Source organism: Streptomyces sp. NRRL S-337 (assembly GCF_000720175.1).
GTDB classification, from domain to species: Bacteria; Actinomycetota; Actinomycetes; order Streptomycetales; family Streptomycetaceae; genus Streptomyces; species Streptomyces siderophoricus.
On record NZ_JOIX01000019.1, the window covers coordinates 1 to 26,734 of the forward strand.

Here is a 26,734-nt window from a genome sequence, read left to right on the forward strand (position 1 = left end):
GCACCCACCACAAACCCAGCCCGCCGCAGGCGCAACGGCGAACAACAACCGCGGCGGGACGGCCAAGTACGTGCGGGGCGCCGCAAAGCGCAACGGCGACCAAGCCCCGCGACGCAGCAGACGGCTACGTGCGGGGCGCCGCAAAGCGCGCAACGGCGAACAACCCCGACGGCGGGACAGACAGCCACGTGCGGCGCGCCGCCAAGCGCAGCGGAACGGCGGGAGAGACGGGTACGTGGGAAGTCAGCGCAGGCGCCAAACGCGTAGGCCGGAGGCCGGGGCGAGGGTGGCTGCGGAGGCGACCGTGCGGGGGCCGGTGGGGAGGTCGCGTACGTAGGCGATGCCGCCGGGGTGGGCCAGGGACGCCGGGATGACGACCTTGCCGTCGCGCGCCTCGCTCAGCGCGTCGATCTCGTCGGCGAGGGCCAGCCCGCCGCGGCCGGTCAGCCGCAGGGCCGCCTCCTTACGGGTCCACAGCTGGGCCAGCCGGTGGGCCCGCCGGTCCTCCGGGGCCTCCTGGACGTAACGGCGCTCCAACGAGGTGAAGGGCAGCAGCAGTTCGCCTACCGGGCCGCGCGGCACGGTGTGGACGGAGAGCGCCACCGGGAGGTCCCTGGACACGGCGAGGAACTGGCGCCCGGGGTCGGTGGCGATGCCGAGGCAGAGACGCGTGCCCGGAGGCCAGCCGGCCGCGGCCGGGGGCGCGGCGGACACCGGGCGGCCGAACCCGTCGTGGGTCACCGGAATATCCCGCGGAGAACACTCGAGTAACCGGCCGAGAAATTCTGTCAAACAGTGGGGTTGGCGAATGTCTTCGCCGTCCGACCAGAATATGTGTAATGCGCCGTCGGCTAATTCGTCGGTGCGATCCGGGTGCCAAATACCCTCGTCACCAGGCACGTTGGACGTGCCACCGGGGTCGGCGGGTATGAGCGAATGGCCGCTCGGGTGCGTGTCACAGAAAGGCTCGTCCCCCCGCATACATCCCCTCGCACCATGTCTCCTTTCTACGGATGGATGACATCCGAGAAAGCAGTGCACTGAGTCGATTTGATTTACCGTTCGGAGATCCTCAAGGTAACCCTGGTCTATGCCTGCGTCAACAAGCGACGACCGAAAATCAACTCTGGTTTACTCATCGGCATTACCAGATTTCGCCAAGTTTGTGGCCGAGGTGGCGATGCCGGGCGCTCCCCGGCCCTGCTCCGGCCAGGCCGACCGGGGGCGGCTCGCGCAGGGCCTTGACCTGCGAGGTAGCCGCAACTGCCGTGTGTGCGTTGCCAGTTGTGGCGCCTGACCGATATTCACATTCGCCGCCGCCCAGGGCGACAGCGGCGCGCTCCTGCCGGGCGGGACCGCACGCCGGCAGGAGCGCGCGCCGGCCCAGGGGACCGCGTGGCGTACGCGTTCCGGGCGGGCCTCAGGACGCCAGCTGCTTCTCGACCCGGAGCACAATGTCCAAAACTCTACGCATGTCCTTCATTTCCTCTTCGGGCAGTGCGATCCCGAAGCGCTCCTCGGCGACCACGATCACCTCGGCCATGGCCAGGGAGTCCACGTCCAACTCCTCGACCAGCGACTTCTCTTCGGTCACCTCGGCCGGTACGACGCCGGCCACCTCGTGCAGGATCTCTGCGAGCTGAGCAACGATCTCTTCTCTGGGTGGAACGGTCATGACGATCACCTCTCTGTCGGACACGGGCGGGGCATGGGCCTTCGGCCGGATGGACGGCCGCACGGGTGCCGGGCGTACGGCCCGAGCGTGGCCCGAGTACGGCCCGGGTGGGTGGCCGGGCGCACGGCCGGATGCACGGCCGAATGCACGGCGCCCGCACTGCCGCCCACGCGAAGTGACGGAGTGCGGCCGCGCCGGCGCGCATACGTGACCCAAGAGTCACTGTTTTGACTATGCTTGACTATTCCAGTCAACTGGAGGTCGGATAGGTTGTCAATGACGACCTATCAAGACCAAGGCCGGACATTGGTGTTGAGTTTTGTCCGGTGACTCTGAAGTCGAGGACGAGTCAGACGGAGGCACCGCATGAGCGGTCTGCTCGACGGAAAACAGCTGGTGATCACCGGTGTGATCACCGAAAGCTCGATCGCCTACGCGGTGGCCCGGCTCGCCCAGGAAGAGGGCGCCAAGATCGTCCTCACCGCGTACGGGCGGCCGAGTCTGGTGTCCCGGCTCGCCCGGCGGCTGCCGGTGGAACCGCCTGTCGTGGAACTGGACGTCACCGACGAAGCCCAGCTCAGCACGCTCGCCGACCGGGTCGGCGCCCATCTGGACGGACTCGACGGCGTACTGCACTCGGTCGCCCACGCCCCCGCCGCCTGCCTGGACGGCGGCTTCCTGACCGCCCCGTGGCGCGATGTGTCCGCCGCGCTGCACACCTCCACGTACTCCCTGGTGGCGCTCACCATGGCCTGCCGGCCACTACTGCGCCCGGGCGCCTCCGTCGTCGGCGTGGATTTCGACGCCTCGCGGGCCTGGCCCGGCTACGACTGGATGGGCGTCGCCAAGGCGGGGCTGGAGGCCTGTTCCCGCTATCTGGCGCGGGACCTCGGCGGCCACGGCATACGCGCCAACCTTGTCGCGGCCGGTCCGCTGCGCACCCTGGCCGCCCGGGGCATCGGCGGCGACGGCCCGTCCTTCGAGAAGAGCTGGTCGGCGCGGGCCCCGCTGGGCTGGGACCCGCAGGACGCGGAACCGGTGGCCCGTACCTGCCTGGCCCTGCTCTCGGACTGGCTGCCCGCCACCACCGGCGAGATCGTCCACGCGGACGGCGGCCACCACATGATCGGCGACTGACGCACGATGGCGGTCAGAGCGACCTCCGGGCCGGCCGACCGTCCGGCGCCCGACACCGGCACCCGCCCAGGCAGCACCGGCACCGTCCCCGGCATTGGCTCAGGTGGCGGGGCCGGGCCTACCAGGCCCGACGGCGGTATCCGCACCACCGGCCGGGCACCGGATGGCCTCCGCTGCGGCCCGTACGTGCTCGACCGGGCGCGGATCGCCGGGTTCGCCGCCGCGGTCGGCGACCCGCACCCCGCCTACACGGACCCGGTCGCCGCCCGCGCTCTCGGCCACCCCGACACGCTCGCCCCGCCCACCTACCTCGTCACCCTCGCGGCGCACGCCGAGGACCAACTGCTGTGCGCCCGGCCGGACATACCCGGTCTCGACGGTGCCGTGCACCGCGCCCAGAGCCTGCGGCAAGCCCGCCCCGCCCACGCCGGCGACGTCCTCCACGCGACCGTCCGCCTCACCGACGTCACGCACCTCGCCGGCCGTCGGCTCCTCACCCTCGACTGCGCCTTCCACGACGCGGACGGCCTGTGGGTGGCCACCACCACCTCCACCCTGCTGTGCCGCCCCCTCGCCCCCACGGGATCGGAGCACCCATGACCGACACCATCGCCCCTCCGGTCGCCGCCGCCCGGCTCGTCGACGGCACCGCGGCCCCGCGCGGCGGCACCCAGAACCCGCCCGACGCCGCCGGCGCCCTCGACGGACCGGCGCTCGGGCACCGGCTGGCGGCCACCGCGCACGCGCTGCACGGGCTCGGCATCCGCGCCGGTGACCGGGTCCTGGTCCAGGGCGACAACAGCATCGACTACGTCGTCACGCTGCTGGCCCTGATGCGGCTGGACACCTCACTCGTCCCGCTCGACCACCGGCTCTCCGCCGCCGACGCCGCCGCGGCCGCCCGCCAGGCCCGGGCCCGCTGGCTCGTCACCGCCGCGGACCGCACCACCGGCTTCCCCGGCATCCCCGACCACCGCATCGTCCACTACCCGCACCTCGCCCCCGTCCCCCCACCCCCGCCCTCATCCGTATCCGCGTCCGCGTCGGCGTCCGCCCTGGCGCCCCTGGCCCCCGGGGCCGACCCCCTCGACGCCTGGTTCCGCCGCCCCGACGCGCTCGTCCTGTGGTCCTCGGGCACCACGGGACGCCCCAAGGGCATCGTCAAACCCGGCCACGCCGTCCTCGACAACTCGCTGCGCACCATCCGTGCCATGGGCTACCGCGCGGACGACGTCCTCGCGCCGCTGCTGCCCTTCTCGCACCAGTACGGACTCTCCGTCATCCTGCTGTGGTGGCTGGCCCGTTGCACCCTGCTGGTCACCCCGTACCAGCGGCTCGACGCGGCGGTCGGCCAGGCCGCCGCGCACGGCGCCACCGCCGTGGACGCCGCACCGTCCACCTACCACTCGCTGCTCGGCGTCGTCCGCCGCCGCCCGGAAGTACGCGCCGGTCTCGCCGGCGTCCGCGTCTGGGGTGTGGGCGGCGCGCCCCTCCCGGCGCCCCTGGCCGAGTCCTTCCGCACGACAATGGGCCGCCCGTTGCTGGACGGCTACGGCCTGACGGAACTCGGCAACGTCGCACTGGCCACACCGGACTCACCGCACGGCTGCGGGCACCCACTGCCCGGCATACGGCTCCGCGTGCTGCGCCCGGACGGCACCGTTGCCGCGCCCGGCGAACTCGGCGGCATCGAGGTGCGCTCCCCCGGCCTGATGGCCGGCTACCTCCGCGAGGACGGCTCACTCAGTCCCGTCGACCCGGCCGCCTGGTACCCGACGGCCGATCTCGGCAGCGTCGACGCCGACGGCACCGTACGGGTGGCGGGCCGCAATCAGGCCGTGCACCGGCTGGGCTTCACGCTCTACCCCGAGAGCCTGGAGCGCCGTGCCGAGGCCTGCGGCCGCCCGGTCAAGGTCCTGGCGGTGGAAGACCAACGCCGCGGTAGCGCACTGCACTTCGTCGTCGCGGACCCGGAGGGCGGTGCCCCGCTCACCTGGCGCCGGCGCCTCGCCGAGCACCTCGCGGAGTACGAACAGCCCAACGCGGTCCATGTCGTCGACCACTTCCCCCTCACCGCCAACGGAAAGCCGGACACGCGTGCGTTGCGTGCTCAGCTGGGGCTGGGGTCCTGAGGGGGATGGATTCTCAAGTCTTTTGGGGTTGCAGGTTGTTCTTGTTCAGCTAGGGATGGTGCGTTGCACCGCACATCGTGCTGCAGCGGTGCCTCTGCGTCTCGTCTTGCCTCGTCTTGCCTTGGCTTGCTCTTCTTGCCTTGGCTTGCTCTTGTCTCGGCTCGGTTCGGCTCGGCTCGTCTCGGCGACGCGGAGCTGTCACGCGCCGTCCCGCCCGTGTCAGGGCCGGCGGGCCTGGCCGGTGGAAATGATCGCGAAGACCTGCCGCCGGGCTCAGACCGTACGGGCGGTGTGCGCACGGCGACGGGCCGCCGGGATGACCGCGGGGCGCGGGTTCACGGTGTCGGGGGTCTGCGGTGCGGCCCCGGCGGTGGCGGTGGGCAGCGGCTCGGTGCCGCGGATGCAGCGGCTGCGCAGACCGGGAGAGGCACCGTGCGCCTCGGCGTGGATGCGCTGCTTGATGGTGGGCGGCAGCTCGGGCCGGGTAAGCATCGGCAGGGCGGGTGCGGCGGTCTGGCCGTACCGCGTCACCGTGCGCGGCGCCGGCACCGTGGGCCCCTCGACGACCGGTGTCTCCAAGGCGGGCGTCTCCGCCCGCTGTGTCGGGGCAGCGGGTGCCGCCGCGACGGGTGTCCCTGGTGCCGGGGTATCCGGGCCCGGGCCGTCCGCGCCCCGCGGCTCGGTACCCGCGTCCGTCTTGCCCAGCGTCCGCTCGTAGAGCGCGGCCTCCCGGCGCGCCGCCGATGCCGGCGCGGAGACACCCAGCGATGCCAGCAACTTGCCGAGCACGGCAAGGCACATCGCCCAGAACGTCATGACCTTGTTCGCAGCCATGGCTCCTCACTTCCCATCAGGATCTCCGTAGTGGAGATCCGCTTGCTTCCCTCTGTACTTCGGTTGCACCGCCGCAGTTGCACCGCTCCGCTCGCATCGCTTACGTTGCGCCGCTTCTGTTGCGTTTTCTTATGATGAGTACGCAATGGGAGGATTCACGGACCGACGCCCCCGGGTCGGCGTTCTTCCGATGAACACCACCCGTACGCAGTAGCTGCCGCGGGTGCGCGCCGCGGACTCCCGGGTTATGGCGGGTCGGGGCAGCCGTGCCCGGCCCGCGATCCAGGCCGGTCGAAGCAGGGGGCGGGGCAGGGGCGGGGCAGAGGTCGATACAGGTCGGCGCAGCTCGGGCAGGCCGGAGCAGGCCGGAGCAGGCCGGGGCAGGGGCCCGCAGGCGGAGTGGGCCGGGGTTCAGGCCGGGGTGACCGGGTGCAGCGCTCCCGTGCGGGCCATCTCGGCCATCATGCGGACGGCCTCGGGTTCGGGGGTGGCGGGCGGGATGATCAGCAGGTCCCAGCGGCCGTGGCCGGTGGAGACGAGGCAGAGGGTGTCCGGGCCGTGGTGGCCGGTGGTCCGGCGCAGGCGGACGACGTGCCCGTCGACGATGATCCGGGCCGGCAGGGCGGGCCAGGCATCGCCGTTGACGGTGGCGTGGGTGATCCGCGGCCAGTCGAAGGGCAACGCCATCAGCAGCGCCGGGAGTTCGGCCAGCAGATCGGTCGAATGCGGCCACCAGACACCGTCGATGCGCCGGACCGTCTCGCTGTGCGGGGCGATGGCGACCCGGGCGACGGGCGGCGGGGCGTGGTGCTGCCCGGCGGTCGTCACAGGTCGCCACCCGTCTTGCCGGAGGGCGGTGGGGAGGGTGGTGGGCCGGCCAGTGGTCCCGGCCCGGCGCCGTCGCGCTGGCGCCTGCGGATCCGCTGCCGCATCGACTGCATCCGGTCCGCGTGCCGGTGGGTGGCCATCCGTCCGGCCTGCTGGGCATTCACCCGGGCGATGAGCAGCGCTCCCAGCGCGATCAGCGCCAGCAGTACGACCACGGTCAACAGAGTCTGCATGGTGCTCACCTCACTCGGGCGAACCGCGGCAGATCGGCGGACGGCGGACGGTCTGTGCGCGGCGGACGATCTCTGTACGGCGACCGATCGGTGTCCGGCAACCGCTCGGTGTCCGGCAATCGGTCCGTGTCCGGCAGACGATCATCCGGGTCCCACAGACGGTCGGTGGATCGCGGCCGATCCTGGTGCGCCCGGTGTTGTGGGTCCCCGAGTCCCTTGGTGCTTTTACGGTACCCCGCACGGGCCCGGCGCATCCCTCCGTAGCAGGTGAAGGGCCCTGTGCGCTCGGTAACGGGACCGACCGGGCCGCCTGCCGACCGGCCCTTGCCCAAGCCTGCCAACGGCCGGCGGCCGACGGCTGGCGGCCGGCGGCCGGCGGCCGGCGGCCGTGGTCCGCCAACTTCGACGCCAACTTCGACGTCGACTTCGACGTCGACTTCCATGCCGCCTTCTACACCGACTTCTACAAGCCTGTAGATTTTACTTCCGTACGGCCTCGGCGCACCTCAGGCGTCGGCGGGTGCCGGTGTCCAAGATGCCCCGGCGTCCCGGCCTGCGGGGCCCCGCGCGATGGGAGGCGGCGGCATGGGCGAGAAGCCCTTCGGCACGGCGCCCGGCGCCGGGGGAGCCGGCCACGGGGATCCGGGGCCCGGGGGTCCAGGTCGCGGGAAACCGGGACGCGGGGACCTCGGCTCGGCGGGGCGGGAGCACGGCCGCCGGCGCGGGCAGGGTCAGCTGGAGTCCCAGGTGCTGGCCGCCCTGCAGCACGCACCGGGGCCGGTCACCGCCGCCTGGGTGCGGGAACGAATCGGCGGCGACCTCGCGTACACGACCGTGATGACGATCCTGTCGCGGCTGCACGCCAAGCAGGCCGTCTCCCGCGAGCGCTCCGGCCGCGCCTACGTGTGGACCCCGGCCGCCGACGAGGCCGGGCTCGCCGCGCTGCGGATGCGCCGCGTCCTGGACGGCGAACCGGACCGGGACGCGGTCCTCACCAGCTTCGTCTCCACCCTCTCGCCCCACGAGGAGCAATTGCTGCGCACCCTCCTCGACCGCGCCACGGACGACTCCCCCGGCCAGGACGCGCCCACGGACGACACCCCCGGCCGGGACGTGGCCACGGGCGACGCCCCCGGCCCGACCCACCGGACGAAGCGCAGACTCTTCTGATCCGGTCCGTCCGGTCTGTTCTGATCCAGTCCGTCCGGTCTGCTCCCGTCCCTCCGCATCGGCGTTCTTCTACACCCATGTAGAACTTGCCGGTAGAGTTGCCCGCACATATGCGCAACAGGCTTGTCCGGAGGGGGCGATGGCGACGAGGTGCGGACTCCTGAGCCGGGACCGCCCGCCGCCCGAGGCGGAGGTGCGGTGGGTCTACCAGCCGGTGGAGGTCCAACTCCCGGACGATACCTGGGTCTTGGGCCGGATCAGCGGCTGGTGGACGGATGCCGCCGGCGAGGTGTGGTGCCGGCTGCGTACGCTGCCCGGCGGCGACGGCCCCCGCTGGTGCCCCTACGACCCGGAGTCCGTCCGGCTGTTGCCCAGCGCGGGCATCTGACCCGCCGCCTCCGCACCGGCCCGGCCGCGCCGGGCCGCGACTTTGGCGTCCTGTGCAACCTTCGGGCCGCCCTAACCATCTGCATCAGCAGACCGGCGCACTCCTCGTACCGAATGCGCCGGACATGAGCAGTTCGACCAGCACCATCCCCAGACCAGCAGAACCAGCAGCAGGACCGGCAGGACGAGCTTTCCCGGCAGGAACGGCTTACCCGGCGGGTCCGGCGCGACCAGAAGAGCCAGAAGGGCCATCCGCGTGCACGACAGGCAGCCGCACCAGCAGACGGCCCGATGGGACGACGACGCGACCCCCGACGCCACACCCCGCTCCTCCCCCGACGGGCCAGGCCGCCGCTCCGGTGGTTCCCGCAGGGCGGGCAGGGCGAAGCCGTCGGGCCGGAGGAACGCGTCGGAAGGGAAGGTCCGGATGACCCGCCGCGGCCGGATCGTGGCCTGGACCGGTGGTGTGCTCGGCGTCCTAATCCTCGGCACGGCCGGGGTCGGGGCGTGGGTCTACCAGCACCTGGACGGCAACATCCACGGCGTGGACATCGGCGTGGACGGCAAGCGGCCGGTCAACCTCAGCCCCGGCTCCAAGAACATCCTGGTCGTCGGGTCCGACAGCCGGGCCGGCGCCAACGCCAAATACGGCAAGGGCCTGACCACCATGCAGTCGGACACCCTGATGGTGCTGCACATCGCGGCCAACCATAAGTGGGCCACCGCGGTGTCCTTCCCCCGAGACTCATGGGTGCAGATCCCCGCCTGCACCCGCAGCAACGGCTCGAAGTCCTCCGTGCACCACTTCAAGATCAACGAGGCGTTCTCGATCGGCGGCGACGGCGGAAGCGTCACCAAGGCCGCGGCCTGCACCATCAAGACCGTCGAGAAGAACACCGGGCTGCGGATCGACCACTTCACCTCGATCGACTTCCAGGGCTTCAAGGGCATGGTCAACGCGCTCGGCGGCATCGAGGTCTGCCCCAAGCACGCCATCCACGACAAGAAGGCGCACCTGGACATGGACGCTGGCTGCCAGAACGTCCAGGACGAGAAGGCGCTCGGCTACGTCCGCACCCGCTACAGCGTCGGCGACGGCTCCGACCTCGGGCGGATCGGCCGCCAGCAGGAGTTCATGAAGGCGCTGGCCGCGAAGGCACAGTCCAAGCTGACCAGCCCGGGCGAGCTCTACGACTTCCTCGACTCGGCGACCAAATCCCTCACCACCGACAACGACCTGGCCGGGCTCAAGCAGCTCTACGACCTGGCCTCGACGGTCAAGGACATCCCCAGCGACCGCCTCACCTTCCTGACCGTGCCCAACTACTACCGCGAGGCCGACGTCCCCACCGACCACGCCAATGTGATCTGGCAGTACCCGCAGGCCGGCGAGTTGTTCAGCGACCTCGCCCATGACCGCGAGATCGGCGCGGCCGGCAAGGCGAAGTTCGCCGAGGCCGCCAAGAACCCGATGACCGCGCGCTCCGTGCGGGTACGCGTCCTCAACGGCACCGGCACCTCCGGCCAGGCCGCCACCGCCGCGGAGCAGCTGCGGCGGCTCGGCTTCACGGTCATCGGCACCGGCAACGCCCCGGCGACGGACCGGACCACGCTCACCTACTCGGGCTCCCTCCAGCCGCAGAGCGAGGTCCTCGCCGCCCGCCTCCCGGGCCTGAAGCCGAGCCGGTCCGCCGATGCGGCAGCGGGCGCGGTGACGCTGACCATCGGCCCGGACTTCACGGCGTTGATGGGCAGCTAGCCACGCGGCGGGCGGGGGCGTGCCTGCGCCCCCGTACACCCGCCGGACGCATCCGTACGCGCCCGGACGGCACGCCGTGCCACCAGCAGCACAGCGGGTCCGGGTCTCACCTTCACCTGCGCCTTCGCCCAGGCCTGCGCCTCAGCTGTGCCCCTCAGCCCTGCGCTTCAGCCCTGCGTGTTCCTCACGCCTGCAGCCGCTCCACCGGCCGGGCGGTGTGCACCTCGATGTCGTGTGCCGCCCGCTGCAGCAGCTGGTGGCTGAGGTCCGACATCGCGCGGGCCACGGCCAACTCGTCGCCGATGGCCGGGACGTTCTCGTCCGCGGGGTTGCACCGCGCCGAGCCCTGGCCGACCATCTGGCCGCCTTCCTTGCCGCGCAGCCTGGCCTCCGCCCGGACCTCGCTGCCGGTCTCGGTGATGCTGATCTCGGTGTTCCATGTCTTCGTGGCACTCACCGGAAGCCTCCTCATCCGCCCGTACGCAGCACATGTACCGCCCCCACGAAAATCCTCGCACCGGGGCCCGCGGGCCGCACCTGCAGCTTTCCGCACCCCCACTCTCGGGTTTTCCCCATGGTCCGTGCCCCCGCCGCCGCCTTAGTCTCTTTCCTCGCGGCCGTCCGGCGGCCCGCCTGTACCGACCACCAACTGCCGTTCACCCCGGGGGATTTCATGCATCACCGCCACCACCACCGCGCCCGCCTCCCCCGCCGCACCTTGGCGGCCACCGCGGCGGCCGTCGTCGGGGTGTGCGGGATCAGCGCCTGCGGTCTGCTGCCCGGGGAGACGTTCGAGGACGACGCCGTGGTGTCGAAGAAGATCACGGCCGTCCGCCTGGACTCCGACTCGGGCGGCGTCACGGTCCGCGGCGGCGAGGGCGGCGGCAAACACGGGGACGCGGTTTCGCTGCACCGCTCGGTGGAGTACCACGACGACCGCCCGGAGGGGGCGACGTACCGGGTCGAGGACGGTGTGCTGGTGCTCGGCGGCTGCGGCGACGCCTGCTCGGTGACGTACACGATCGAGCTTCCGGCGGGCATCCCGGTCAGCGGGGAGACCTCGAACGGGGCGGTGCACCTGAGCCGGGTGGGCGCGGTGAAGGTGAGCACCAGTTCCGGGGCCGTCGATCTCGACGGCGTCACCGGCCCGGTCGACGTGCGGACCAGCAACGGTGCGATCACCGGACGCGGCCTGTCCGGCGGGCACATCACCGCCGAGACGTCCAACGGCGCGATCGACCTGACCCCGGCCCGGCCGCAGGACGTCCGCGCGAAGACCTCCAACGGCTCGGTCACCGTACGGATGCCGAAGGGCCGCTATGACCTCTCCGCGTCCACCAGCAACGGCGCGAAGCACATCGGCCTGACCGACGACCCGTCGGGCCGCTACCGGCTGATCCTGACCACCTCGAACGGGGACATCACCGCGAAGGCGGCGTGACCGGCCGGTGCCCGGCCGGCCGGCCGGGCACCCGGGAACGCTACTCCTCGCCCTCCAGCTCGCCCTCGGTCTCCAGGAAGACGTCCCGCAGCGCGGCCAGGGTCTCCGCGTCCGGCTTCTCCCACATGCCGCGGGACTCCGCTTCCAGGAGGCGTTCGGCGATGCCGTGCAGGGCCCAGGGGTTGGCGTCCTGGAGGAAGGCGCGGTTCTCGGCGTCGAGGACGTAGGTCTGGGCGAGCTTGTCGTACATCCAGTCGGCGACCACGCCCGTGGTGGCGTCGTAGCCGAACAGGTAGTCCACGGTGGCGGCGAGTTCGAAGGCGCCCTTGTAGCCGTGGCGGCGCATCGCCTCGATCCAGCGGGGGTTGACCACCCGGGCGCGGAAGACCCGGGAGGTCTCCTCGACCAGCGTGCGGGTGCGGACGGTCTCGGGACGGGTGGAGTCGCCGATGTACGCGGCCGGGGCCTGGCCGCCGCGCAGCGCCTTCACCGTCGCCACCATGCCGCCGTGGTACTGGAAGTAGTCGTCCGAGTCGGCGATGTCGTGTTCGCGGGTGTCGGTGTTCTTGGCGGCGACCGCGATCCGCTTGTACGCGGCCTCCATCTCGTCCCGGGCCGGGCGCCCCTCCAGGCCGCGGCCGTAGGCGTAGCCGCCCCAGACGGTGTAGACCTCGGCGAGGTCGGCGTCGGTGCGCCAGTCGCGGGAGTCGATCAGCTGGAGCAGGCCGGCGCCGTAGGTGCCGGGGCGGGAGCCGAAGATGCGGGTGGTGGCGCGCCGTTCGTCGCCGTGGGCGGCCAGGTCGGCCTGGGTGTGGGCGCGGACGAAGTTGTCCTCGGCCGGTTCGTCCAGGCCGGCGGCGAGCCGCACCGCGTCGTCCAGCAGGCCCGTGACGTGCGGGAACGCATCGCGGAAGAAACCGGAGATGCGCAGTGTGACGTCGATGCGGGGGCGGCCGAGTTCGGCGAGCGGGACGGCTTCGAGGCCGGTGACACGGCGGGACGCGTCGTCCCATACGGGGCGGACACCGAGCAGGGCCAGGGCCTCGGCCACGTCGTCGCCGCTGGTGCGCATGGCGCTGGTGCCCCACAGGGACAGGCCGACGGACTGCGGCCAGTCGCCGTTGTCCGTGCGGTAGCGCTCCAGCAGGGAGTCGGCGAGGGCCTGACCGGTCTCCCAGGCGAGCCGGGAGGGGACGGCCTTGGGGTCGACGGAGTAGAAGTTGCGGCCGGTCGGCAGCACGTTGACCAGCCCGCGCAGCGGCGAGCCGGACGGGCCGGCCGGGACGAAACCGCCGTTCAGGGCGTGTACGGCGTGGTCGATCTCGTCGGTGGTGGCGGCCAGCCGCGGGACGACCTGGCGGGCGGCGAAGTCGAGGATGTCGGCGACCTGCGGGCCGTGGCCGGCGGCCACGCCGGGCACCGCGGCCGGGTCCCAGCCGGCGTCCTCCATCGCCTGGACCAAGGCGCGGGCCCGGGCCTCGGCGTCGTCGGCGGTGGTGCGGGTCGCGGCGGACTCGTCGAGTCCGAGGGCCTCGCGCAGGCCGGGCAGGGCGGAGGTACCGCCCCAGATCTGACGGGCGCGGAGGATGGCCAGGACGAGGTTGACCCGGGCCTCGCCGGACGGCGCGGCGCCCAGGACGTGCAGACCGTCGCGGATCTGGGCGTCCTTGACCTCGCACAGCCAGCCGTCGACGTGCAGCAGGAAGTCGTCGAAGCCGTCGTCGTCCGGGCGCTCCTCCAGACCGAGGTCGTGGTCGAGCCTGGCGGCCTGGATCAGCGTCCAGATCTGGGCGCGGATGGCGGGCAGCTTGGCCGGGTCCATGGAAGAGATCTGCGCGTACTCGTCGAGCAGCTGCTCCAGGCGCGCGATGTCGCCGTAGGAGTCGGCGCGGGCCATCGGCGGGACGAGGTGGTCGACGAGGGTGGCGTGCACCCGGCGCTTGGCCTGGGTGCCCTCGCCGGGGTCGTTGACCAGGAAGGGGTAGACGAGCGGGAGGTCGCCGAGGGCGGCGTCCGGGCCGCAGGCGGCGGACAGGCCGGCGTTCTTGCCGGGCAGCCACTCCAGGTTGCCGTGCTTGCCGAGGTGGACCATGGCGTCCGCGCCGAAGCCCCCGTCCTCGCGGGACGCGGCGATCCAGCGGTAGGCGGCGAGGTAGTGGTGGGAGGGCGGCAGATCGGGGTCGTGGTAGATCGCGATCGGGTTCTCGCCGAAGCCGCGCGGCGGCTGGATGAGGACCAGCAGATTGCCGCGGCGCAGCGCGGCGAGCACGATGTCGCCGTCGGCGTTGTGGGTGCGGTCCACGAACATCTCGCCCGGCGGCGGCCCCCAGTGCTCCTCCACCGAAGTGCGCAGCTCCTCCGGGAGGGTGGCGTACCAGCGCTTGTAGTCGGCGGCCGGGATGCGGACGGGGTTGCGGGCCAGCTGTTCCTCGGTGAGCCACTCCTGGTCGTGGCCGCCGGCCTCGATGAGGGCGTAGATCAGCTCGTCGCCGTCGCCGGATTCGAGGCCGGGCACCGGCTCGGCACTCTCGTCGCCGAAGTCGTAGCCGTCCGCGCGCAGCCGCCGCAGCAGTTCGACGGCGGAGGCCGGGGTGTCCAGTCCGACGGCGTTGCCGATGCGGGAGTGCTTGGTGGGGTAGGCGGAGAGCACCAGCGCGAGGCGCTTCTCGGCGTTGGGGAGGTGGCGCAGCCGGGCGTGGCGCACGGCGATGCCGGCGACCCGGGCGGCGCGCTCGGGGTCGGCGACGTAGACCGGGAGGCCGTCCTCGTCGACCTCCTTGAAGGAGAACGGGACGGTGATCAGCCGGCCGTCGAACTCGGGCACGGCGATCTGCGAGGCCGCGTCGAGCGGCGAGAGTCCCTCGTCGTTCTCCTCCCAGGCGCTGCGCGGCCCGGTCAGGCACAGCGCCTGGAGGATCGGGACGTCGAGGGCGGCCAGCGCGCCGGCGTCCCAGGACTCGTCGTCGCCGCCGGCGCCGGCCTCGGCGGGCTTGGTGCCGCCGGCGGCGAGGACGGTGGTGACGATGGCGTCGGTGGTCCGCAGCGCGTCGATGAGTTCGGGCTCGGGGGCGCGCAGCGAGGCGACGTAGAGGGGGAGCGGGCGGCCGCCGGCCGTCTCGATCTGCGCGCACAGTTCGTGCACGAAGGCGGTGTTGCCGCTCATGTGGTGGGCGCGGTAGTAGAGCACGGCCACGACCGGGCCGGTGCCGTCGACGGCCGGGCGCTCCAGGTGGCCCCAGGTCGGGGCGGGCTCGGGCGGTTCGAATCCGTGGCCGGTGAGCAGCACGGTGTCGGAGAGGAAGCGGGCGAGCTGTTCGAGGTTGCCGGGGCCGCCGTGCGCCAGGTAGGCGTGCGCCTCGGCCGCGATGCCGACCGGGACCGTGGACTGCTCCATGAGCTGGGCGTCCGGGGCCTGTTCGCCGGTGAGGACGACCACCGGCCGGTGCTGGCCCTCGGCGAGCAGCAGGTCGAGGCCCTCCTGCCAGGCACGGATGCCGCCGAGGAGGCGTACGACGACGAGGTCGGTGCCGTCGAGCAGGTCGGGCAGCCCGGAGACGTCGAGGCGGGCGGGGTTGGCGAGCCGGTACGCCACCGGGCCGGTGGCCGCGCGGGCACTGAGCAGGTCGGTGTCGGAGGTCGACAGCAGCAGGATTCGGGGGGCCGCGGGGTGGTCCCCGGACGAATGCAGCATGCGAGCGCTGGCCTTCCTCGGGGTGTCCGCGCCCCGGGTGGTCGTAAGGACGGCGGGAGTTCCTGACTCACCCGGCACCGGCCGGGTTCACAGTGGCGGGACCGCGCCGGATTCTCACCGGGCTTCCTCCCTCGGGCCCGAGGGCCCGGCGCCGTCGCTGGCGTCCGACGGGTCAGCCGACCCGCCGACCTGCATAGTAAGGGCTGCGGGCGGCGGAGGTAAGCGGGCCTTGGCGGGGGCGGGGCGCCGCCGCGGGCGGGGGCTTCCGTACGCCCGGGACGCGGGCCTACGGGGCCCATGCCGCGGTGGCCGGATTCGTCCGTTTCATGGCCGGATCCGCCCCGGATCGGTCGCGCACCGTCGTAGGTATGCTCGCCGCCATGCCGCCCTCCCCCTCACCACGGCCCCGACGGGCCGAACCGCCCGTACGGGCCCGCGGTGACGCCTGCCCGGGAGCCCTGCGGCTGCATCCGGCCGCCGACGGCCATCTCGCCCGAGTACGCATCCCCGCCGGGGACTTGACGGGCCATCAGGCCCAGGCGCTGGCCGATGCGGCGGACCTGCTCGGCGACGGCCGGCTGTCCCTGACCTCGCGCGGCAACGTCGAGCTGCGCGGCCTGCCGGACGGCTGCGGCGGCCACCTCGCCGAGCTGCTGCACGACGCCGGCCTGCTGCCGTCCGAACGCCACGAACGCATCCGCAACATCCTCGCCTCCCCGCTGGCCGGGCTGGACATGAACACCCCTGCTGACGTGCGGTGGTGGGCCCGCCGGCTGGACGAGCTGCTGTGCGCGAGCGACTCCGCGACCGCGCTGTCCGGCCGTTTCCTGTTCGTCCTGGACGACGGGCGGGGCGATGTGGCGGCGCTCGGCGGCGATGTGACCTTGGTCGCAGAATCGGGCAGCACGGGTGACGGGGTGACCGGCGGCGGGGCGCTGCTGCGGGTCGGCGACGACCCGGCGGCGCTGCGGATCGCCGGCCCGGACGCACCGCGCGCGGCACTGGCCGCCGCCGAGACGTTCCTGACCGCCGCGGCGGCCGGCGACACCGGCGCCTGGCGGGTGCGCGAACTCCCGGACGGCCACGCACTGTCGGCGCGGGACGTGGCGGAGGGACTGCGCGCGGCGGGGATCGAGGCGTCGTACGTACCGGACGGGGTGCGGGTGGCCGAGCCGGTGGTCCGCCACGCGGACTCCTCCGCCCCCGGCATCATCGAGGGCCGCGACGGCCGCCGCGCGCTGTCCGTACTGGCGCCGCTCGGCAGGCTGTCGGTGGCCCAGTGGCGGCTGCTCGCCACCCTCGCGGCCGACGAGGGGTCCGGCGAACTCCGCCTCACCCCGTGGCGCGGCATCGTCGTCCCCGGCCTGCCGGCCGCCGCGGCCGCGCCCCGCCTCCGCGAACTGGCCGCCGCCGGCCTCGTCACGGACCCCTCCTCCCCCTGGCACCGCATCGGTGCCTGCACCGGCCGACCGGGCTGCGCCAAGTCCCTTACGGACGTCCGCGCGGACGTGACGGCGGCGGTCGAGGCGGGCGTACCTCTGCCGCCGGGCCTCCCCGTATCCACCCCCGTACCGGAGGCAGCCCCCCTCTACTGGTCCGGCTGCGAACGCCGCTGCGGGCACCCGCACGGGACCTGGATCGACGTACTGGCGACGGAGGCGGGGTACCGGGTCACGGTCGTCGCCCCGGACGCATCGCGGCCGACGCCGCCAGCGACAGCAACACCGACCGCACCGACAGCACCACCCGCAACACCAGGAACGCCAGAAACGAGGCCAGAGTGACCGCGTTCGACTACGAGAAGGACGGTGCGGAGATCTACCGCCAGTCCTTCGCCACCATCCGCGCCGAGGCGGACCTCTCCGGCCTGCCCGCCGATGTCAGCCGGGTCGCGGTCCGGATGATCCACGCCTGCGGCATGGTCGACCTCGTACGCGATCTGGCCTTCACCCCCGGTGTGGTGACCGCCGCCCGCAAGGCGCTGCGCGACGGCGCGCCGATCCTCTGCGACGCCAACATGGTCGCCAGCGGCGTCACCCGCAAGCGGCTGCCGGCCGGCAACGAGGTGCTCTGCACGCTGGCCGACCCCGCAGTGCCGGACCTGGCCGCCCGTATGGGCACCACCCGCAGCGCCGCGGCGCTGGAACTGTGGCGGGACCGCATGGAGGGCGCCGTCGTCGCGTTCGGCAACGCCCCGACCGCCCTCTTCCGGTTCCTCGAAATGATCGAGGAGGGCGCTCCCCGCCCGGCCGCCGTGATCGGCATACCCGTCGGCTTCATCGGCGCGGCGGAGTCCAAGGACGCCCTCATCGCCCATCCGTCGGAGCTGGACCACATCGTGGTGCGCGGACGGCGCGGTGGCAGCGCCATGGCCGCGGCCGCCCTCAACGCCCTTGCTAGCGAGGAAGAGTGAGCGTGAGCGAGCAGCAGGAAACCGGCACCGGCTCCGGCGCCCGCACCGGGACCACCGGCCGTCTCTACGGCGTGGGCCTCGGCCCCGGCGACCCGTCCCTGATGACCGTACGAGCCGTCGAGGTCATCGCCGAGGCCGACGTCATCGCCTACCACAGCGCCCGCCACGGCCGCTCGATCGCGCGCTCCATAGCGGAACGGCACCTGCGCGCCGACCACATCGAGGAGGCGCTGGTCTACCCGGTCACCACCGAGTCGACCGACCATCCCGGCGGCTACCGCGGCGCGCTCGACGAGTTCTACGAGGAGGCCGCGGAGCGCCTGGCCGCGCACCTCGACGCCGGCCGCACGGTGGCGGTCATCTCCGAGGGCGACCCACTCTTCTACGGCTCCTACCAGCACATGCACAAGCGGCTCGCGCACCGTTACCCGACCGAGGTGATCCCCGGCGTCACCTCGATCAGCGCCGCCGCGGCCCGCCTGGGCAAGCCGCTCGCGGAGGCCGACGAGGTCCTGACGATCCTCCCCGGCACGCTGCCCGAGGAGGAGCTGATCGCCCGGCTGGCCTCGACCGACACCGCCGTGGTCATGAAACTGGGCCGCACCTTCCCGACCGTCCGCCGCGCCATGGAACGCGCCGGCCGCCTCCCCGAGGCGCACTACGTCGAACGCGCGACGATGGCGGGCGAGCGCACCGCCGAACTCGCCTCGATCGACTCCGACACGGTCCCCTACTTCTCCGTCACGGTCATCCCCAGCCGCATCGCGGCCCAGTCGGCACCGGAGCCGCCCGAGGCCCCGGCGGCCGAACGGGGGGCGAGCGAGGTGGGTGAAGTGGGCGAAGTGGTCGTCGTAGGCACCGGCCCGGCGGGCCCCCTCTGGCTCACCCCCGAGTCCCGCGGCGCCCTCGCCGCCGCCGAGGACCTGGTCGGCTACACCACCTACCTGGACCGCGTCCCGGCACGCCCCGGCCAGCGCCGCCACGCCTCCGACAACAAGGTCGAGTCCGAACGCGCCGAACTCGCCCTGGATCTGGCCCGACGCGGCCGCCGGGTGGCCGTGGTCTCCGGCGGCGACCCGGGCATCTTCGCCATGGCGACAGCCGTCCTCGAAGTGGCCTCCCAGGACCCGTACCGCTCGATCCCAGTCCGCGTCCTCCCCGGCGTCACCGCCGCCAACGCGGCCGCCGCCCGCGCCGGCGCCCCGCTCGGCCACGACTACGCGGTCATCTCCCTCTCCGACCGCCTCAAGCCGTGGGAGGTCATCGCCGAACGCCTCCACGCCGCCGCCTCCGCCGACCTGGCCCTCGCCCTCTACAACCCCGGCTCCCGCAGCCGCACCTGGCAGGTGGGCAAGGCCCGCGAACTCCTCCTGGAACACCGCGCCCCGGACACCCCGGTCATCCTCGCCCGCGACATCGGCGGCCCCGAGGAATCCGTCCGCACCGTCCCCCTCGCCGACCTCGACCCCGCCCAGGTCGACATGCGCACCCTCCTGATCATCGGCTCGTCCCAGACCCAGAAGGTACGGCGCGACGACGGCACGGAGATCGTCTGGACACCGCGGCGGTATCCGGAGAAGTAGCACGCAGGGGGTGTGACCCCCGGGAACGAACCCGGGGGTCACGCCCCTTGCCGGCAGATCTGGCACCGGTCCGTGCCGTCCCACTCCTCCCACCCGAAGACGGTGGGCGCGAAGGGACGGCCCTCCAGTTCTTCGCGCACGGCCACGCGGTAGGCCCAGACCGCGTCAAGGTAGGGGTGGTAGACGTCGTGGAAGGCCCGCGAGCTGTGCCGGGCGCCTTCCGCCACGGCTCGCTGGAGCGCCCGCAGCCGTTCGAACATGGCCTGCCCCGCGCCGGCGACGGCGGTGCTCGCATCGATGAACAGCCGCTCGCGCACCTCGTGGATCGCGGCGTCGGTCAGCGCCGCCCGAGCGGCGCCACCGGCATCCACCTCGTCACCTGTTCCCTGGGCAATCTGCCGAAGCCGCGCGTGGCACACCCCGGCAGCGGAGATGAACTCGATATAGACCGCCCGCCGCCGCTCCGCACTACTACGGGCCTTCTCGTGCCGCTGCTTGAGCTGATCCGCGAGCACGGTCCCGGAAATGGCGATCAGACCACCACTCACGGTCGCGACGAGCGTCCCCCAGTCCACGCGTCCCCCTTCACGGTGGCTATGAATGACGACCAGGCGGCAGCGGGGATGCGCAGTGCCGCACCGTCCGGGTCCTTGCTGTCGCGGACGGGGACGGTGTGCGGGGGCCCGTCGGCTACCTCCACGCAGTTGTCAGCTCCGCCGTCGCTGTAGCTGCTCTTGCGCCACACCGTGCCGCTCCGGCCAGGCAACGTCGTCACGATCGGCCGCCCTTCACCGTTTCTATGAACGACGACCAGGCGGCAGCAGGAAAGCAGAGCACCGGCCCATCCGAAACCTTGCTGTCACGGACGGGGACGACACCGGGGAAACCATCGGCAACCTCGATGCAGTTGTTGTCCCCGCCATCGCTGTAGCTGCTCTTGCGCCACACCGTTCCGCCCCACGCAGGCAAGGCCGTCAGGACCGGACTGTGTCTATGAACGACGCCCATGCGGAAGCCGGGAAGCAGAGCACCGGGCCGTCGGGAACCTTGCTGTCACGAACGGGCATCAGGCCAGGGAAACCGTCGGCGACCTCTACGCAGTTGTCGTCTCCGCCATCGCTGTAGCTGCTCTTGCGCCATGCCACGCCAGCCAGGTTGAGCGTCGTCTTCATGGGCTGCTCTCCTCCACCAACTGCTTGATCAGCGCTAATGAGTCACACGCCGACAGCGCCGCATCTCGCAGGTGATCGTAAGACAGTCGGTATCGCTGGACTTCTTCTGGCTCCTCGATCAGTTCACCCGATCCGTTGCCTTCCAAGTAGGCAACAGCACTGTCATCCGCCATCCACAGGAGCGCGAGCGGGCTGCCCGCCAAAGGTTGTACCCCGGCGGAGAAGGGAAGCACCTGGATCGTGATGTTTGGCTCTTCTGCGGCCTCCGCGATTCTGGCCAACTGGCCGTGCCAGGCCTCAGGATCAAGCACCGAACGCCGTAGGACCGACTCGTCGAGGATGAACCGCACACTGGGCGCCGGGTTGCGGCGCAACAGCTCCTGCCTGCCCATGCGTGCCGCTACGCTCTCCTCCAGCTCGTCACCGCTTATAGGCGTTGGTCCCATCGACAACGCGAAACGCGCGAAGGCCTCAGTCTGCAACAAGCCAGGGACGACCACCGAGTACTTGTGGATGATCACGGCCTTCGCCTCGTACCGCATGAACGCGCGGTACCTGTCCTTGAACGCATCCAGCCGTGCCAACCGCCACAACCGCACGAGCAGTTCCCCTGTCCCGTGGACCCGGTCGAGCGCTTCCATCACCGGTAGCTTCGAGAGGCGTTCGCCGGTCTCCAGGCGGTGCAGGTACGTGCGGTCGTAGTTGGTCTCCTCGGCCAGCTGGGCCAGGGACTTTCCGGCTGCCTCGCGTAAGCGGCGGAGTTCGCAGGCGAGGACCCGGCGGGCGGAATCCTCGTTCTCGGAATTCTTTTCGAGCATCCCCACTCTCCCTTTGTTGCCCTTTTCCACGGCAACGTCCGCCTACTTTCGCAAGCGTCGCCGCGCCGACAACTCTAGTGAGTGGCAAGGGCGTTGACATCACCCTCCAGGATCCGAACTTGGGAAGGGAAGAAATAGATGGTGGAGCGTAGTCGGGCGGCGAGGACGGTCAAGGATGCGGAGGAGGCGCGGGATGAGTTGCGGGTGGCGCTGAAGGGGGCGGGGGTGACCTTGCCCTCGCTGACCCTGGATGGCGTCTCGCTGGCGGGGGACTTTCCGCGGCCGCTCGTGGACCTGGGGCGTTGTACGCCGCAGACTGCGCGGCGGCTGGCCGAGGCATTGCGAGGCGGCGTTCGGTGAATGGTTCGGTGAGCGGCGAAGAGAAGGAGCCCGAGACGGCATGTGATCCGGAATGCGAGGCGCGGAATGGGGCAGCCACACGGCGGCTCGAAGAGCTGGTGCAGCGGGTGCGGGAAGCGAATCGTTTCAGTGTCCGGTGGCCTCGGTGAAAAGGCGCGCCCGGAGCCATTCCGCAGCCTCAACCGGAGTTGCCACCTCCGGAATTCCCGCCGGCGTCGGGGGCCGGCGTACGACCACTACCGGAATTCCGGCCTCGCGGGCCGCGGTCAGTTTCGGGGCCGTTGCCGCCGCGCCGCTGTCCTTGGTGACGAGGACGTCGATGCGGTGGGTGTGGAGGAGTTCGCGCTCGCCCTCCAGGGTGAAGGGGCCCCGGTCGAGGAGCACCTCCATCCGGGGCGGGTACGGGGGCTCGGGGGCGTCCACGGAGCGGACGAGGAACCAGAGGTCCGTGAGGTGGGAGAAGTGGGCCAGGCCCATGCGGCCGGTGGTGAGGAAGATTCGGGAGCCTTGGGCGGGGAGGGCCACCGCGGCCTCCTCCAGGGAGGCGACCTGGTGCCAGATGTCGTCGGGGCCCGGTACCCAGCCGGGACGGCGGAGCGCCAGCAGGGGAACATGGGCGTTGGCGGCCGCCTGGGCCGCGTGGAAACTGATCGTGCCGGCGAAAGGATGGGTGGCGTCGATGAGTGCGTCCACCGCGTGCTCGCGCAGCCAGCGGGCGAGGCCGTCCGGGCCGCCGAAGCCGCCGATGCGGACCTCCCCGTCGGGCAGGCGCGGCGCCGCCACCCGTCCGGCGAGCGACGACGTCACGCGCAGGGCCGGCTCGGCGGCCAGGGCGGCGGCCAGCCGGCGAGCCTCGGTCGTACCGCCGAGGATGAGTACGTGGCGTGGCGGGCGGGCTGCGTCGGACATGGGATGTGGGTTCCTCCGTGGGTGAAGCGCAACGGCGGCAGGGTACGGGGCGGCCGGATGGCGGGACGCCCGAGGGCGGGCAGCAACCGGCCGCGGGCGGGCAGCAGGCCGCCGCGGGAGGGCGGAGTGCGCAGCTTGCGCACACCGGACTGCGGCCTGGATGGACGACCGGTGCGTGTGCGACGGCGGCGAGCACGGCCGCATACACCGCGCTGCTGACCGGCGAGTTCCCGGACCCGGTGACGATCACCCTGCCGAAGGGGCAGACGCCGTCCTTCGCGCTGGCGGTGGAGGAGTTGGACGCCGGGTCCGGCAGCGCCATGGCCGGGGTGGTCAAGGACGCGGGGGACGATCCGGACGTGACGCACGGGGCGTTGATCCGGGCGCGGGTGCGGGGGCTGTCGCCCGGGTCCGGCGTGGTGTTCAAGGCCGGGCCGGGGGTCGGGACGGTGACCCGTCCCGGGCTGCCGCTGGACGTCGGCGAGCCGGCGGTCAACCCCGTACCGCGGCAGATGATGCGGGAGCACCTGACCGAGGTGGCCCGTCGGTACGGCGGCGCCGCGGAACCCGGTGCGGAGCCCGACATCGAAGTGGAGATCTCCGTCGATCACGGGGAGGAGATCGCCCGTAGTACATGGAATCCGCGGCTCGGCATCCTGGGCGGGCTGTCGATCCTGGGGACCACCGGGATCGTGGTCCCGTATTCGTGTTCGGCGTGGATCGATTCCATCCGGCGTGGGGTGGATGTGGCGCGTGCGGCGGGACGTACGCATGTGGCGGGGTGTACGGGGGCGACGTCGGAGAAGGTCGCGGTCGCGCTGCACCACCTGCCCGAGGACGCCCTGCTGGACATGGGGGACTTCGCGGGGGCGGTGCTCAAGTACGTGCGGCGGCACCCGGTGGACCGGCTCACGATCTGCGGCGGGTTCGCCAAGCTGTCCAAACTGGCGGCCGGGCACCTGGACCTGCACTCGGCACGGTCCCAGGTGGACAAGGGATTCCTCGCGGAGCTGGCCCGGCAGGGCGGGGCCGACGAGGCGCTGGCGGAGGCGGTGGCCGGGGCCAACACCGGGCTGGCCGCGCTGCAGTTGTGCACGGCGGCCGGGGTGCCACTGGGCGATCTGGTGGCGGCGAGGGCACGGGACGAGTCGCTGGCCGTGCTGCGCGGGGCGCCGGTGGCCGTCGACGTGATCTGCATCGACCGGGCGGGGATGGTGGTGGGCCGGGCGGAGCCGCGGGGGCCCGGGGGCAGCGGCAGGCGCCGCTGAACGCCGGACGGGGCCCGGGGCCGGCGGCAGGCGCCGCTGACGGCGGACCGGGGCCCCGCGGCACGCGCCCGTGACCTTCAGTGCCTGGCGCGGAGGACGTCCTTGCGCCCTGCCTGGGCGGCGTCGCGGAAGCGGTAGCCCATGCGTTCCCGCACGCAGTCGGGGCCGTTGGTCAGGCTGCCCAGGACCGTGCCGAGGGCGCAAGTGGCGAGGCGCAGCGGGCTGTCGCGCATCCAGTCCGTGCGGTACCGGCGCTCGCTGGTCCGGTGCTCGCTGGTCCGGCCGTAGTCGCGCAGGCCCGAGGTGTCGTGCGTCCGGGCCGCCGTGTCGGTGCTGCCGCCCACCGGTGCGGGGTCGGTCTTCGGCCGGGCGCCTGCCTGGTGGGCCGGGGTGTCGGCGACGGCGACGGTGCCGCCGGCAAGGGTGAGCAGGGCTGCGGCGGCGACGGATCCGGCGGCCAGTCTCGTGCGGGTGCGGGTGCGCATCGTGGGTGCTCCTTTGCTCGGGTGCCGCGGGCTTCCCTTGGTCCGCGCGTGTCCACGTTCCTTACCGGCCCCCGAGCGGCCGGTAACGGACATTCACCCCGATGCGGTCATATGATCAGTCAGACGTCCGAGCGGCGGGGCCGGACGTCCGATCAACCCGCGTCGGACGCCTGAATCAACTCACGTCGGACGCCGTACGTCCGCCCGAGACGGCCCCCGGCGCGCCGCCGCACGGTCCGTGCGGGCGTTCGCGGTCCGCCGAGTACAGGTGGCTGTCGCGGAACTGCTCGGCGCCCAGCGTGCGGCCGACCATGATGACCGCCGTACGGACCACGCCCGCGGCCTTCACCTGGTCCGCGATGTCGGCGAGGGTGCCGCGCAGGACGAGTTCGTCGGGGCGGGAGGCCATGGCGACGACGGCGGCCGGGCAGTCGGCGCCGTAGTGCGGCAGGAGTTCGGCGACGACCCGGTCGACGTACATCGCCGCGAGGTGGAGCACCAACAGGGCTCCGCTGCGCCCGAGGGTGGCGAGGTCCTCGCCCTCGGGCATCGGGGTGGCGCGCTGGGCGACGCGGGTGAGGATGACGGTCTGGCCGACGGTGGGCACGGTCAGTTCGCGCTTGAGCGCGGCGGCCGCGGCGGCGAACGCGGGGACGCCCGGCACCACCTCGTACGGCACACCGGCCGCGTCCAGGCGGCGCATCTGCTCGGCGACGGCGCTGAAGACGGACGGGTCGCCGGAGTGCAGCCGGGCGACGTCGTGGCCCTCCTCGTGGGCGCGGACCATCTCGGCCGTGATGGTGTCGAGGTCCAGCTGCGCGGTGTCGATGAGCCGGGCGCCGGGCGGGCACTCGGCGAGCAGTTCGCGCGGCACCAGGCTGCCGGCGTAGAGGCAGACCCCGCAGGAGGCGAGCGTGCGGGCGCCGCGGACGGTGATCAGGTCGGCGGCGCCGGGGCCGGCACCGATGAAGTGGACGGTCATGGTCGTTCGGTCTCCTGGGAGGCGGCGATACGGGAGGCGGACGCTACGGGGGCGATATGGGGAGGCGGTGGTAGCGGGGACGGGGTTACGGCCGGTCTTCCGGTGGTTTGACCGCCGCCCACTGGGTCACCGGCATCGCCTGCCGCCAGCCCGTGAAGCCGCCGACCGGGGCGGCGTGGGCGACCGCCAGCCGGACCAGTTCGCCGCCGTGCCGCCGGTACCGGTCGGCGAGCAGCGCCTCGGACTCCAGCGTCACGGTGTTCGCGACGATCCGGCCGCCCGGTGGCAGCGCCTCCCAGCAGGCGTCCAACAGGCCGGGGGCGGTGAGCCCGCCGCCGATGAACACCGCGTCCGGGGTGGGGAGGCCGGCCAGCGCGGCGGGCGCGGGTCCCTGGACGACGCGCAGCGCCGGGACGCCGAGGGTGTGCGCGTTGCGGCCGATCCGCTCGGCCCGTACGGGGTCGCGTTCGACGCTGACGGCGCGGCAACTACGGTGCGCGCGCAGCCACTCGACGGCGATGGAGCCGGAACCGCCGCCGATGTCCCAGAGGAGTTCGCCGGGTGCGGGGGCCAGCGCGGCGAGGGTGGCGGCGCGGACGTGGCGCTTGGTGAGCTGGCCGTCGTGCTCGTAGGCGGTGTCGGGGAGGCCGGGGACGGTGGAGAGCGGCACGGTGCCGGGCTCCCGGGCGCAGTCGAGGGCGATGACGTTGAGCGGGTCGCCGGGCGCCCGGCCCCAGTCGGCGGCGTGGCCCTCGGCCATCTGCTCCCGCTCGCCGCCGAGTTGCTCCAGTACCCGCATCCGGGTCGGCCCGAAACCGTGCGCGCGCAGGAGGGCGGCGACCTCGGCGGGGGTGCCGGCGCCGGCGGACAGGACGAGCAGCCGGTGGCCGTCGTACAGGGCGCGGGCCAGGTTCTCGACGGGCCGGCCGACGAGCGTGACGACCTCGGTGTCCTCGACCGGCCAGCCGAGCCGGGCGCACGCGTAGGCGACGGAGGAGGGGTGGGGCAGGACCCGGAGCCGGTGCCCGGTGCCGCTCTCCGCCAGGACCTCGGTCAGCGTCCGCCCGATCCCGTAGAACATCGGGTCACCGCTGGCCAGGACGCACACCCGGCGTCCGGCGTGCGCGGCGAGCAGCCCGGGGACGGCGGGGCGCAGCGGCGAGGGCCAGGTCACGCGCTCACCGGGGCACTCCCCGTCGGGCAGCAGCGCGAGCTGACGGGCGCCGCCGATGAGGACCTCGGCCGCCCGCAGCACCTGCTGCGCTGCCCCGGACAGACCCGCCCAGCCGTCGGCTCCGATGCCGACGACGGTGAGGTGCTCGGAACCGGCCGGTGCGGATGGTGCGGGGCTCACTGCCGATTACCTCTTGCCTCTCGCCTCGGGACCTCAAGCGCGTGTCGTACGGGAGCGGAAACTCTACTGACCGGGGCGGGCGCGGCCACGACCGGGACGGCCC

Annotated in this window: 28 protein-coding genes and 1 riboswitch; of the genes, 12 read left to right on the top strand and 16 right to left on the bottom strand. The window is 72.7% G+C overall.

What is annotated here, in order from left to right:
* Positions 1-243 precede the first annotated feature (243 nt).
* Both IG62_RS0116490 and IG62_RS0116495 read right to left on the bottom strand, forming a co-directional pair.
* Positions 244-741 carry a 4'-phosphopantetheinyl transferase superfamily protein gene (locus tag IG62_RS0116490; RefSeq protein WP_030802691.1) on the bottom strand — a complete coding sequence of 166 codons (498 nt, stop codon included), beginning with the start codon at positions 739-741 and terminating at the stop codon, positions 244-246.
* A 679-nt stretch (positions 742-1,420) separates the two neighbouring features.
* On the bottom strand, positions 1,421-1,675 hold the full coding sequence (locus IG62_RS0116495; protein ID WP_030802694.1) for an acyl carrier protein: 255 nt from the start codon (positions 1,673-1,675) through the stop codon (positions 1,421-1,423).
* Between the two features lie 366 nt (positions 1,676-2,041).
* Here IG62_RS0116495 and fabI point away from each other — a divergent pair, with 366 nt between their 5' ends.
* The 3 genes from fabI to IG62_RS0116510 are packed head-to-tail and all read left to right on the top strand — an operon-like array spanning position 2,042 to position 4,944.
* Positions 2,042-2,812, top strand: coding sequence for an enoyl-ACP reductase FabI (fabI, locus tag IG62_RS0116500; RefSeq protein ID WP_030802697.1), 771 nt, complete (start codon positions 2,042-2,044; stop codon positions 2,810-2,812).
* Positions 2,813-2,818: 6 nt separating this feature from the next.
* On the top strand, positions 2,819-3,412 hold the full coding sequence (locus IG62_RS0116505; RefSeq protein ID WP_078872041.1) for a MaoC family dehydratase: 594 nt from the start codon (positions 2,819-2,821) through the stop codon (positions 3,410-3,412).
* Entirely contained in the window at positions 3,409-4,944 is a 1,536-nt protein-coding gene (locus IG62_RS0116510) for a class I adenylate-forming enzyme family protein (protein ID WP_030802703.1), read from the top strand. The genes IG62_RS0116505 and IG62_RS0116510 overlap by 4 nt, the downstream gene beginning before the upstream one ends.
* A 273-nt stretch (positions 4,945-5,217) precedes the next feature.
* Here the strand turns inward: IG62_RS0116510 and IG62_RS0116515 are convergent, their stop codons facing one another.
* The 3 genes from IG62_RS0116515 to IG62_RS0116525 all read right to left on the bottom strand — a co-directional run bounded on the left by IG62_RS0116515 (position 5,218) and on the right by IG62_RS0116525 (position 6,839).
* Positions 5,218-5,778, bottom strand: a complete 561-nt coding sequence (locus IG62_RS0116515; protein WP_030802706.1) for a DUF6344 domain-containing protein — start codon at positions 5,776-5,778, stop codon at positions 5,218-5,220.
* Between the two features lie 411 nt (positions 5,779-6,189).
* A complete protein-coding gene (locus IG62_RS0116520; protein WP_030802709.1) occupies positions 6,190-6,606 on the bottom strand; it encodes a DUF5994 family protein in 417 nt (138 codons plus the stop codon).
* Positions 6,603-6,839 (bottom strand): hypothetical protein, encoded by a 237-nt coding sequence (locus IG62_RS0116525; RefSeq protein ID WP_234326565.1) that lies wholly within the window; start codon positions 6,837-6,839, stop codon positions 6,603-6,605. The genes IG62_RS0116520 and IG62_RS0116525 overlap by 4 nt, the downstream gene beginning before the upstream one ends.
* A 585-nt stretch (positions 6,840-7,424) precedes the next feature.
* On the opposite strand from IG62_RS0116525, the gene IG62_RS41950 reads away from it, so the two are divergent.
* The 3 genes from IG62_RS41950 to IG62_RS0116540 all read left to right on the top strand — a co-directional run bounded on the left by IG62_RS41950 (position 7,425) and on the right by IG62_RS0116540 (position 10,155).
* Positions 7,425-8,009 carry a BlaI/MecI/CopY family transcriptional regulator gene (locus IG62_RS41950; protein WP_078872042.1) on the top strand — a complete coding sequence of 195 codons (585 nt, stop codon included), beginning with the start codon at positions 7,425-7,427 and terminating at the stop codon, positions 8,007-8,009.
* A gap of 139 nt (positions 8,010-8,148) precedes the next feature.
* The gene (locus IG62_RS0116535; protein ID WP_234326566.1) at positions 8,149-8,397 is read left to right on the top strand and encodes a hypothetical protein; all 249 of its coding nucleotides are present in this window, start codon (positions 8,149-8,151) and stop codon (positions 8,395-8,397) included.
* A gap of 426 nt (positions 8,398-8,823) precedes the next feature.
* Entirely contained in the window at positions 8,824-10,155 is a 1,332-nt protein-coding gene (locus IG62_RS0116540; protein ID WP_078872043.1) for an LCP family protein, read from the top strand.
* Between the two features lie 184 nt (positions 10,156-10,339).
* Here IG62_RS0116540 and IG62_RS0116545 read toward each other — a convergent pair whose 3' ends face one another.
* The gene (locus IG62_RS0116545) at positions 10,340-10,612 is read right to left on the bottom strand and encodes a DUF1876 domain-containing protein (RefSeq protein WP_199812482.1); all 273 of its coding nucleotides are present in this window, start codon (positions 10,610-10,612) and stop codon (positions 10,340-10,342) included.
* A gap of 216 nt (positions 10,613-10,828) precedes the next feature.
* On the opposite strand from IG62_RS0116545, the gene IG62_RS0116550 reads away from it, so the two are divergent.
* Positions 10,829-11,596 carry a DUF4097 family beta strand repeat-containing protein gene (locus IG62_RS0116550; RefSeq protein ID WP_037838459.1) on the top strand — a complete coding sequence of 256 codons (768 nt, stop codon included), beginning with the start codon at positions 10,829-10,831 and terminating at the stop codon, positions 11,594-11,596.
* 40 nt (positions 11,597-11,636) lie between these two features.
* On the opposite strand, the gene cobN is transcribed toward IG62_RS0116550, so the two are convergent.
* Entirely contained in the window at positions 11,637-15,287 is a 3,651-nt protein-coding gene (cobN, locus tag IG62_RS0116555; protein ID WP_051798143.1) for a cobaltochelatase subunit CobN, read from the bottom strand.
* A 36-nt stretch (positions 15,288-15,323) separates the two neighbouring features.
* A riboswitch (cobalamin riboswitch) is annotated at positions 15,324-15,452 on the bottom strand.
* A gap of 203 nt (positions 15,453-15,655) precedes the next feature.
* Between cobN and cobG the strand changes: the two genes are divergently transcribed.
* The 3 genes from cobG to IG62_RS0116570 are packed head-to-tail and all read left to right on the top strand — an operon-like array spanning position 15,656 to position 19,283.
* On the top strand, positions 15,656-17,071 hold the full coding sequence (gene cobG / locus IG62_RS0116560) for a precorrin-3B synthase (protein WP_051798147.1): 1,416 nt from the start codon (positions 15,656-15,658) through the stop codon (positions 17,069-17,071).
* Positions 17,068-17,700, top strand: coding sequence for a precorrin-8X methylmutase (locus IG62_RS0116565; RefSeq protein ID WP_030802746.1), 633 nt, complete (start codon positions 17,068-17,070; stop codon positions 17,698-17,700). The genes cobG and IG62_RS0116565 overlap by 4 nt, the downstream gene beginning before the upstream one ends.
* On the top strand, positions 17,697-19,283 hold the full coding sequence (locus IG62_RS0116570) for a precorrin-2 C(20)-methyltransferase (RefSeq protein WP_030802749.1): 1,587 nt from the start codon (positions 17,697-17,699) through the stop codon (positions 19,281-19,283). The genes IG62_RS0116565 and IG62_RS0116570 overlap by 4 nt, the downstream gene beginning before the upstream one ends.
* A 38-nt stretch (positions 19,284-19,321) precedes the next feature.
* Here IG62_RS0116570 and IG62_RS0116575 read toward each other — a convergent pair whose 3' ends face one another.
* Genes IG62_RS0116575 through IG62_RS0116585 form a run of 5 tightly spaced genes read right to left on the bottom strand, consistent with a single transcriptional unit; the run spans position 19,322 to position 21,273 of the window.
* The gene (locus tag IG62_RS0116575; protein ID WP_030802752.1) at positions 19,322-19,858 is read right to left on the bottom strand and encodes a hypothetical protein; all 537 of its coding nucleotides are present in this window, start codon (positions 19,856-19,858) and stop codon (positions 19,322-19,324) included.
* Entirely contained in the window at positions 19,828-20,058 is a 231-nt protein-coding gene (locus tag IG62_RS44770; RefSeq protein ID WP_078872044.1) for a DUF397 domain-containing protein, read from the bottom strand. Before IG62_RS44770 ends, IG62_RS0116575 begins: the two co-directional genes overlap by 31 nt.
* A complete protein-coding gene (locus tag IG62_RS44775; RefSeq protein WP_199812483.1) occupies positions 20,055-20,291 on the bottom strand; it encodes a DUF397 domain-containing protein in 237 nt (78 codons plus the stop codon). The genes IG62_RS44770 and IG62_RS44775 overlap by 4 nt, the downstream gene beginning before the upstream one ends.
* Positions 20,258-20,455, bottom strand: a complete 198-nt coding sequence (locus tag IG62_RS0116580; RefSeq protein WP_030802755.1) for a DUF397 domain-containing protein — start codon at positions 20,453-20,455, stop codon at positions 20,258-20,260. Before IG62_RS0116580 ends, IG62_RS44775 begins: the two co-directional genes overlap by 34 nt.
* The gene (locus IG62_RS0116585) at positions 20,452-21,273 is read right to left on the bottom strand and encodes a helix-turn-helix domain-containing protein (protein ID WP_030802758.1); all 822 of its coding nucleotides are present in this window, start codon (positions 21,271-21,273) and stop codon (positions 20,452-20,454) included. The genes IG62_RS0116580 and IG62_RS0116585 overlap by 4 nt, the downstream gene beginning before the upstream one ends.
* A gap of 138 nt (positions 21,274-21,411) precedes the next feature.
* Between IG62_RS0116585 and IG62_RS0116590 the strand changes: the two genes are divergently transcribed.
* Positions 21,412-21,633 (top strand): hypothetical protein, encoded by a 222-nt coding sequence (locus IG62_RS0116590; RefSeq protein ID WP_030802761.1) that lies wholly within the window; start codon positions 21,412-21,414, stop codon positions 21,631-21,633.
* Positions 21,634-21,759: 126 nt separating this feature from the next.
* Here the strand turns inward: IG62_RS0116590 and IG62_RS0116595 are convergent, their stop codons facing one another.
* Positions 21,760-22,542 carry a cobalt-precorrin-6A reductase gene (locus tag IG62_RS0116595; protein WP_030802764.1) on the bottom strand — a complete coding sequence of 261 codons (783 nt, stop codon included), beginning with the start codon at positions 22,540-22,542 and terminating at the stop codon, positions 21,760-21,762.
* 149 nt (positions 22,543-22,691) lie between these two features.
* Here IG62_RS0116595 and IG62_RS0116600 point away from each other — a divergent pair, with 149 nt between their 5' ends.
* Positions 22,692-23,810, top strand: coding sequence for a cobalt-precorrin-5B (C(1))-methyltransferase (locus IG62_RS0116600; protein WP_051798167.1), 1,119 nt, complete (start codon positions 22,692-22,694; stop codon positions 23,808-23,810).
* Between the two features lie 77 nt (positions 23,811-23,887).
* Here the strand turns inward: IG62_RS0116600 and IG62_RS0116605 are convergent, their stop codons facing one another.
* The 3 genes from IG62_RS0116605 to IG62_RS0116615 form a co-directional block, all read right to left on the bottom strand.
* A complete protein-coding gene (locus tag IG62_RS0116605; protein ID WP_051798149.1) occupies positions 23,888-24,295 on the bottom strand; it encodes a hypothetical protein in 408 nt (135 codons plus the stop codon).
* 175 nt (positions 24,296-24,470) lie between these two features.
* Positions 24,471-25,277 (bottom strand): precorrin-4 C(11)-methyltransferase, encoded by an 807-nt coding sequence (gene cobM, locus IG62_RS0116610; RefSeq protein ID WP_051798150.1) that lies wholly within the window; start codon positions 25,275-25,277, stop codon positions 24,471-24,473.
* Between the two features lie 85 nt (positions 25,278-25,362).
* Positions 25,363-26,631, bottom strand: coding sequence for a bifunctional cobalt-precorrin-7 (C(5))-methyltransferase/cobalt-precorrin-6B (C(15))-methyltransferase (locus tag IG62_RS0116615; protein ID WP_030802776.1), 1,269 nt, complete (start codon positions 26,629-26,631; stop codon positions 25,363-25,365).
* Positions 26,632-26,734: the final 103 nt, after the last annotated feature.

What these genes read in the sequence shown, in the direction of transcription:
- IG62_RS0116495 (WP_030802694.1), bottom strand. Translation starts at nt 1,675, where the DNA reads ATGACCGTTCCACCCAGAGAAGAGATCGTTGCTCAGCTCGCAGAGATC.
- fabI (WP_030802697.1), top strand. Translation starts at nt 2,042, where the DNA reads ATGAGCGGTCTGCTCGACGGAAAACAGCTGGTGATCACCGGTGTGATC.
- IG62_RS0116505 (WP_078872041.1), top strand. Translation starts at nt 2,819, where the DNA reads ATGGCGGTCAGAGCGACCTCCGGGCCGGCCGACCGTCCGGCGCCCGAC.
- IG62_RS0116510 (WP_030802703.1), top strand. Translation starts at nt 3,409, where the DNA reads ATGACCGACACCATCGCCCCTCCGGTCGCCGCCGCCCGGCTCGTCGAC.
- IG62_RS0116515 (WP_030802706.1), bottom strand. Translation starts at nt 5,778, where the DNA reads ATGGCTGCGAACAAGGTCATGACGTTCTGGGCGATGTGCCTTGCCGTG.
- IG62_RS0116525 (WP_234326565.1), bottom strand. Translation starts at nt 6,839, where the DNA reads ATGCAGACTCTGTTGACCGTGGTCGTACTGCTGGCGCTGATCGCGCTG.
- IG62_RS41950 (WP_078872042.1), top strand. Translation starts at nt 7,425, where the DNA reads ATGGGCGAGAAGCCCTTCGGCACGGCGCCCGGCGCCGGGGGAGCCGGC.
- IG62_RS0116535 (WP_234326566.1), top strand. Translation starts at nt 8,149, where the DNA reads ATGGCGACGAGGTGCGGACTCCTGAGCCGGGACCGCCCGCCGCCCGAG.
- IG62_RS0116540 (WP_078872043.1), top strand. Translation starts at nt 8,824, where the DNA reads ATGACCCGCCGCGGCCGGATCGTGGCCTGGACCGGTGGTGTGCTCGGC.
- IG62_RS0116550 (WP_037838459.1), top strand. Translation starts at nt 10,829, where the DNA reads ATGCATCACCGCCACCACCACCGCGCCCGCCTCCCCCGCCGCACCTTG.
- cobN (WP_051798143.1), bottom strand. Translation starts at nt 15,287, where the DNA reads ATGCTGCATTCGTCCGGGGACCACCCCGCGGCCCCCCGAATCCTGCTG.
- cobG (WP_051798147.1), top strand. Translation starts at nt 15,656, where the DNA reads ATGCTCGCCGCCATGCCGCCCTCCCCCTCACCACGGCCCCGACGGGCC.
- IG62_RS44775 (WP_199812483.1), bottom strand. Translation starts at nt 20,291, where the DNA reads ATGGGCGTCGTTCATAGACACAGTCCGGTCCTGACGGCCTTGCCTGCG.
- IG62_RS0116580 (WP_030802755.1), bottom strand. Translation starts at nt 20,455, where the DNA reads ATGAAGACGACGCTCAACCTGGCTGGCGTGGCATGGCGCAAGAGCAGC.
- IG62_RS0116585 (WP_030802758.1), bottom strand. Translation starts at nt 21,273, where the DNA reads ATGCTCGAAAAGAATTCCGAGAACGAGGATTCCGCCCGCCGGGTCCTC.
- IG62_RS0116590 (WP_030802761.1), top strand. Translation starts at nt 21,412, where the DNA reads ATGGTGGAGCGTAGTCGGGCGGCGAGGACGGTCAAGGATGCGGAGGAG.
- IG62_RS0116595 (WP_030802764.1), bottom strand. Translation starts at nt 22,542, where the DNA reads ATGTCCGACGCAGCCCGCCCGCCACGCCACGTACTCATCCTCGGCGGT.
- IG62_RS0116605 (WP_051798149.1), bottom strand. Translation starts at nt 24,295, where the DNA reads ATGCGCACCCGCACCCGCACGAGACTGGCCGCCGGATCCGTCGCCGCC.
- cobM (WP_051798150.1), bottom strand. Translation starts at nt 25,277, where the DNA reads ATGACCGTCCACTTCATCGGTGCCGGCCCCGGCGCCGCCGACCTGATC.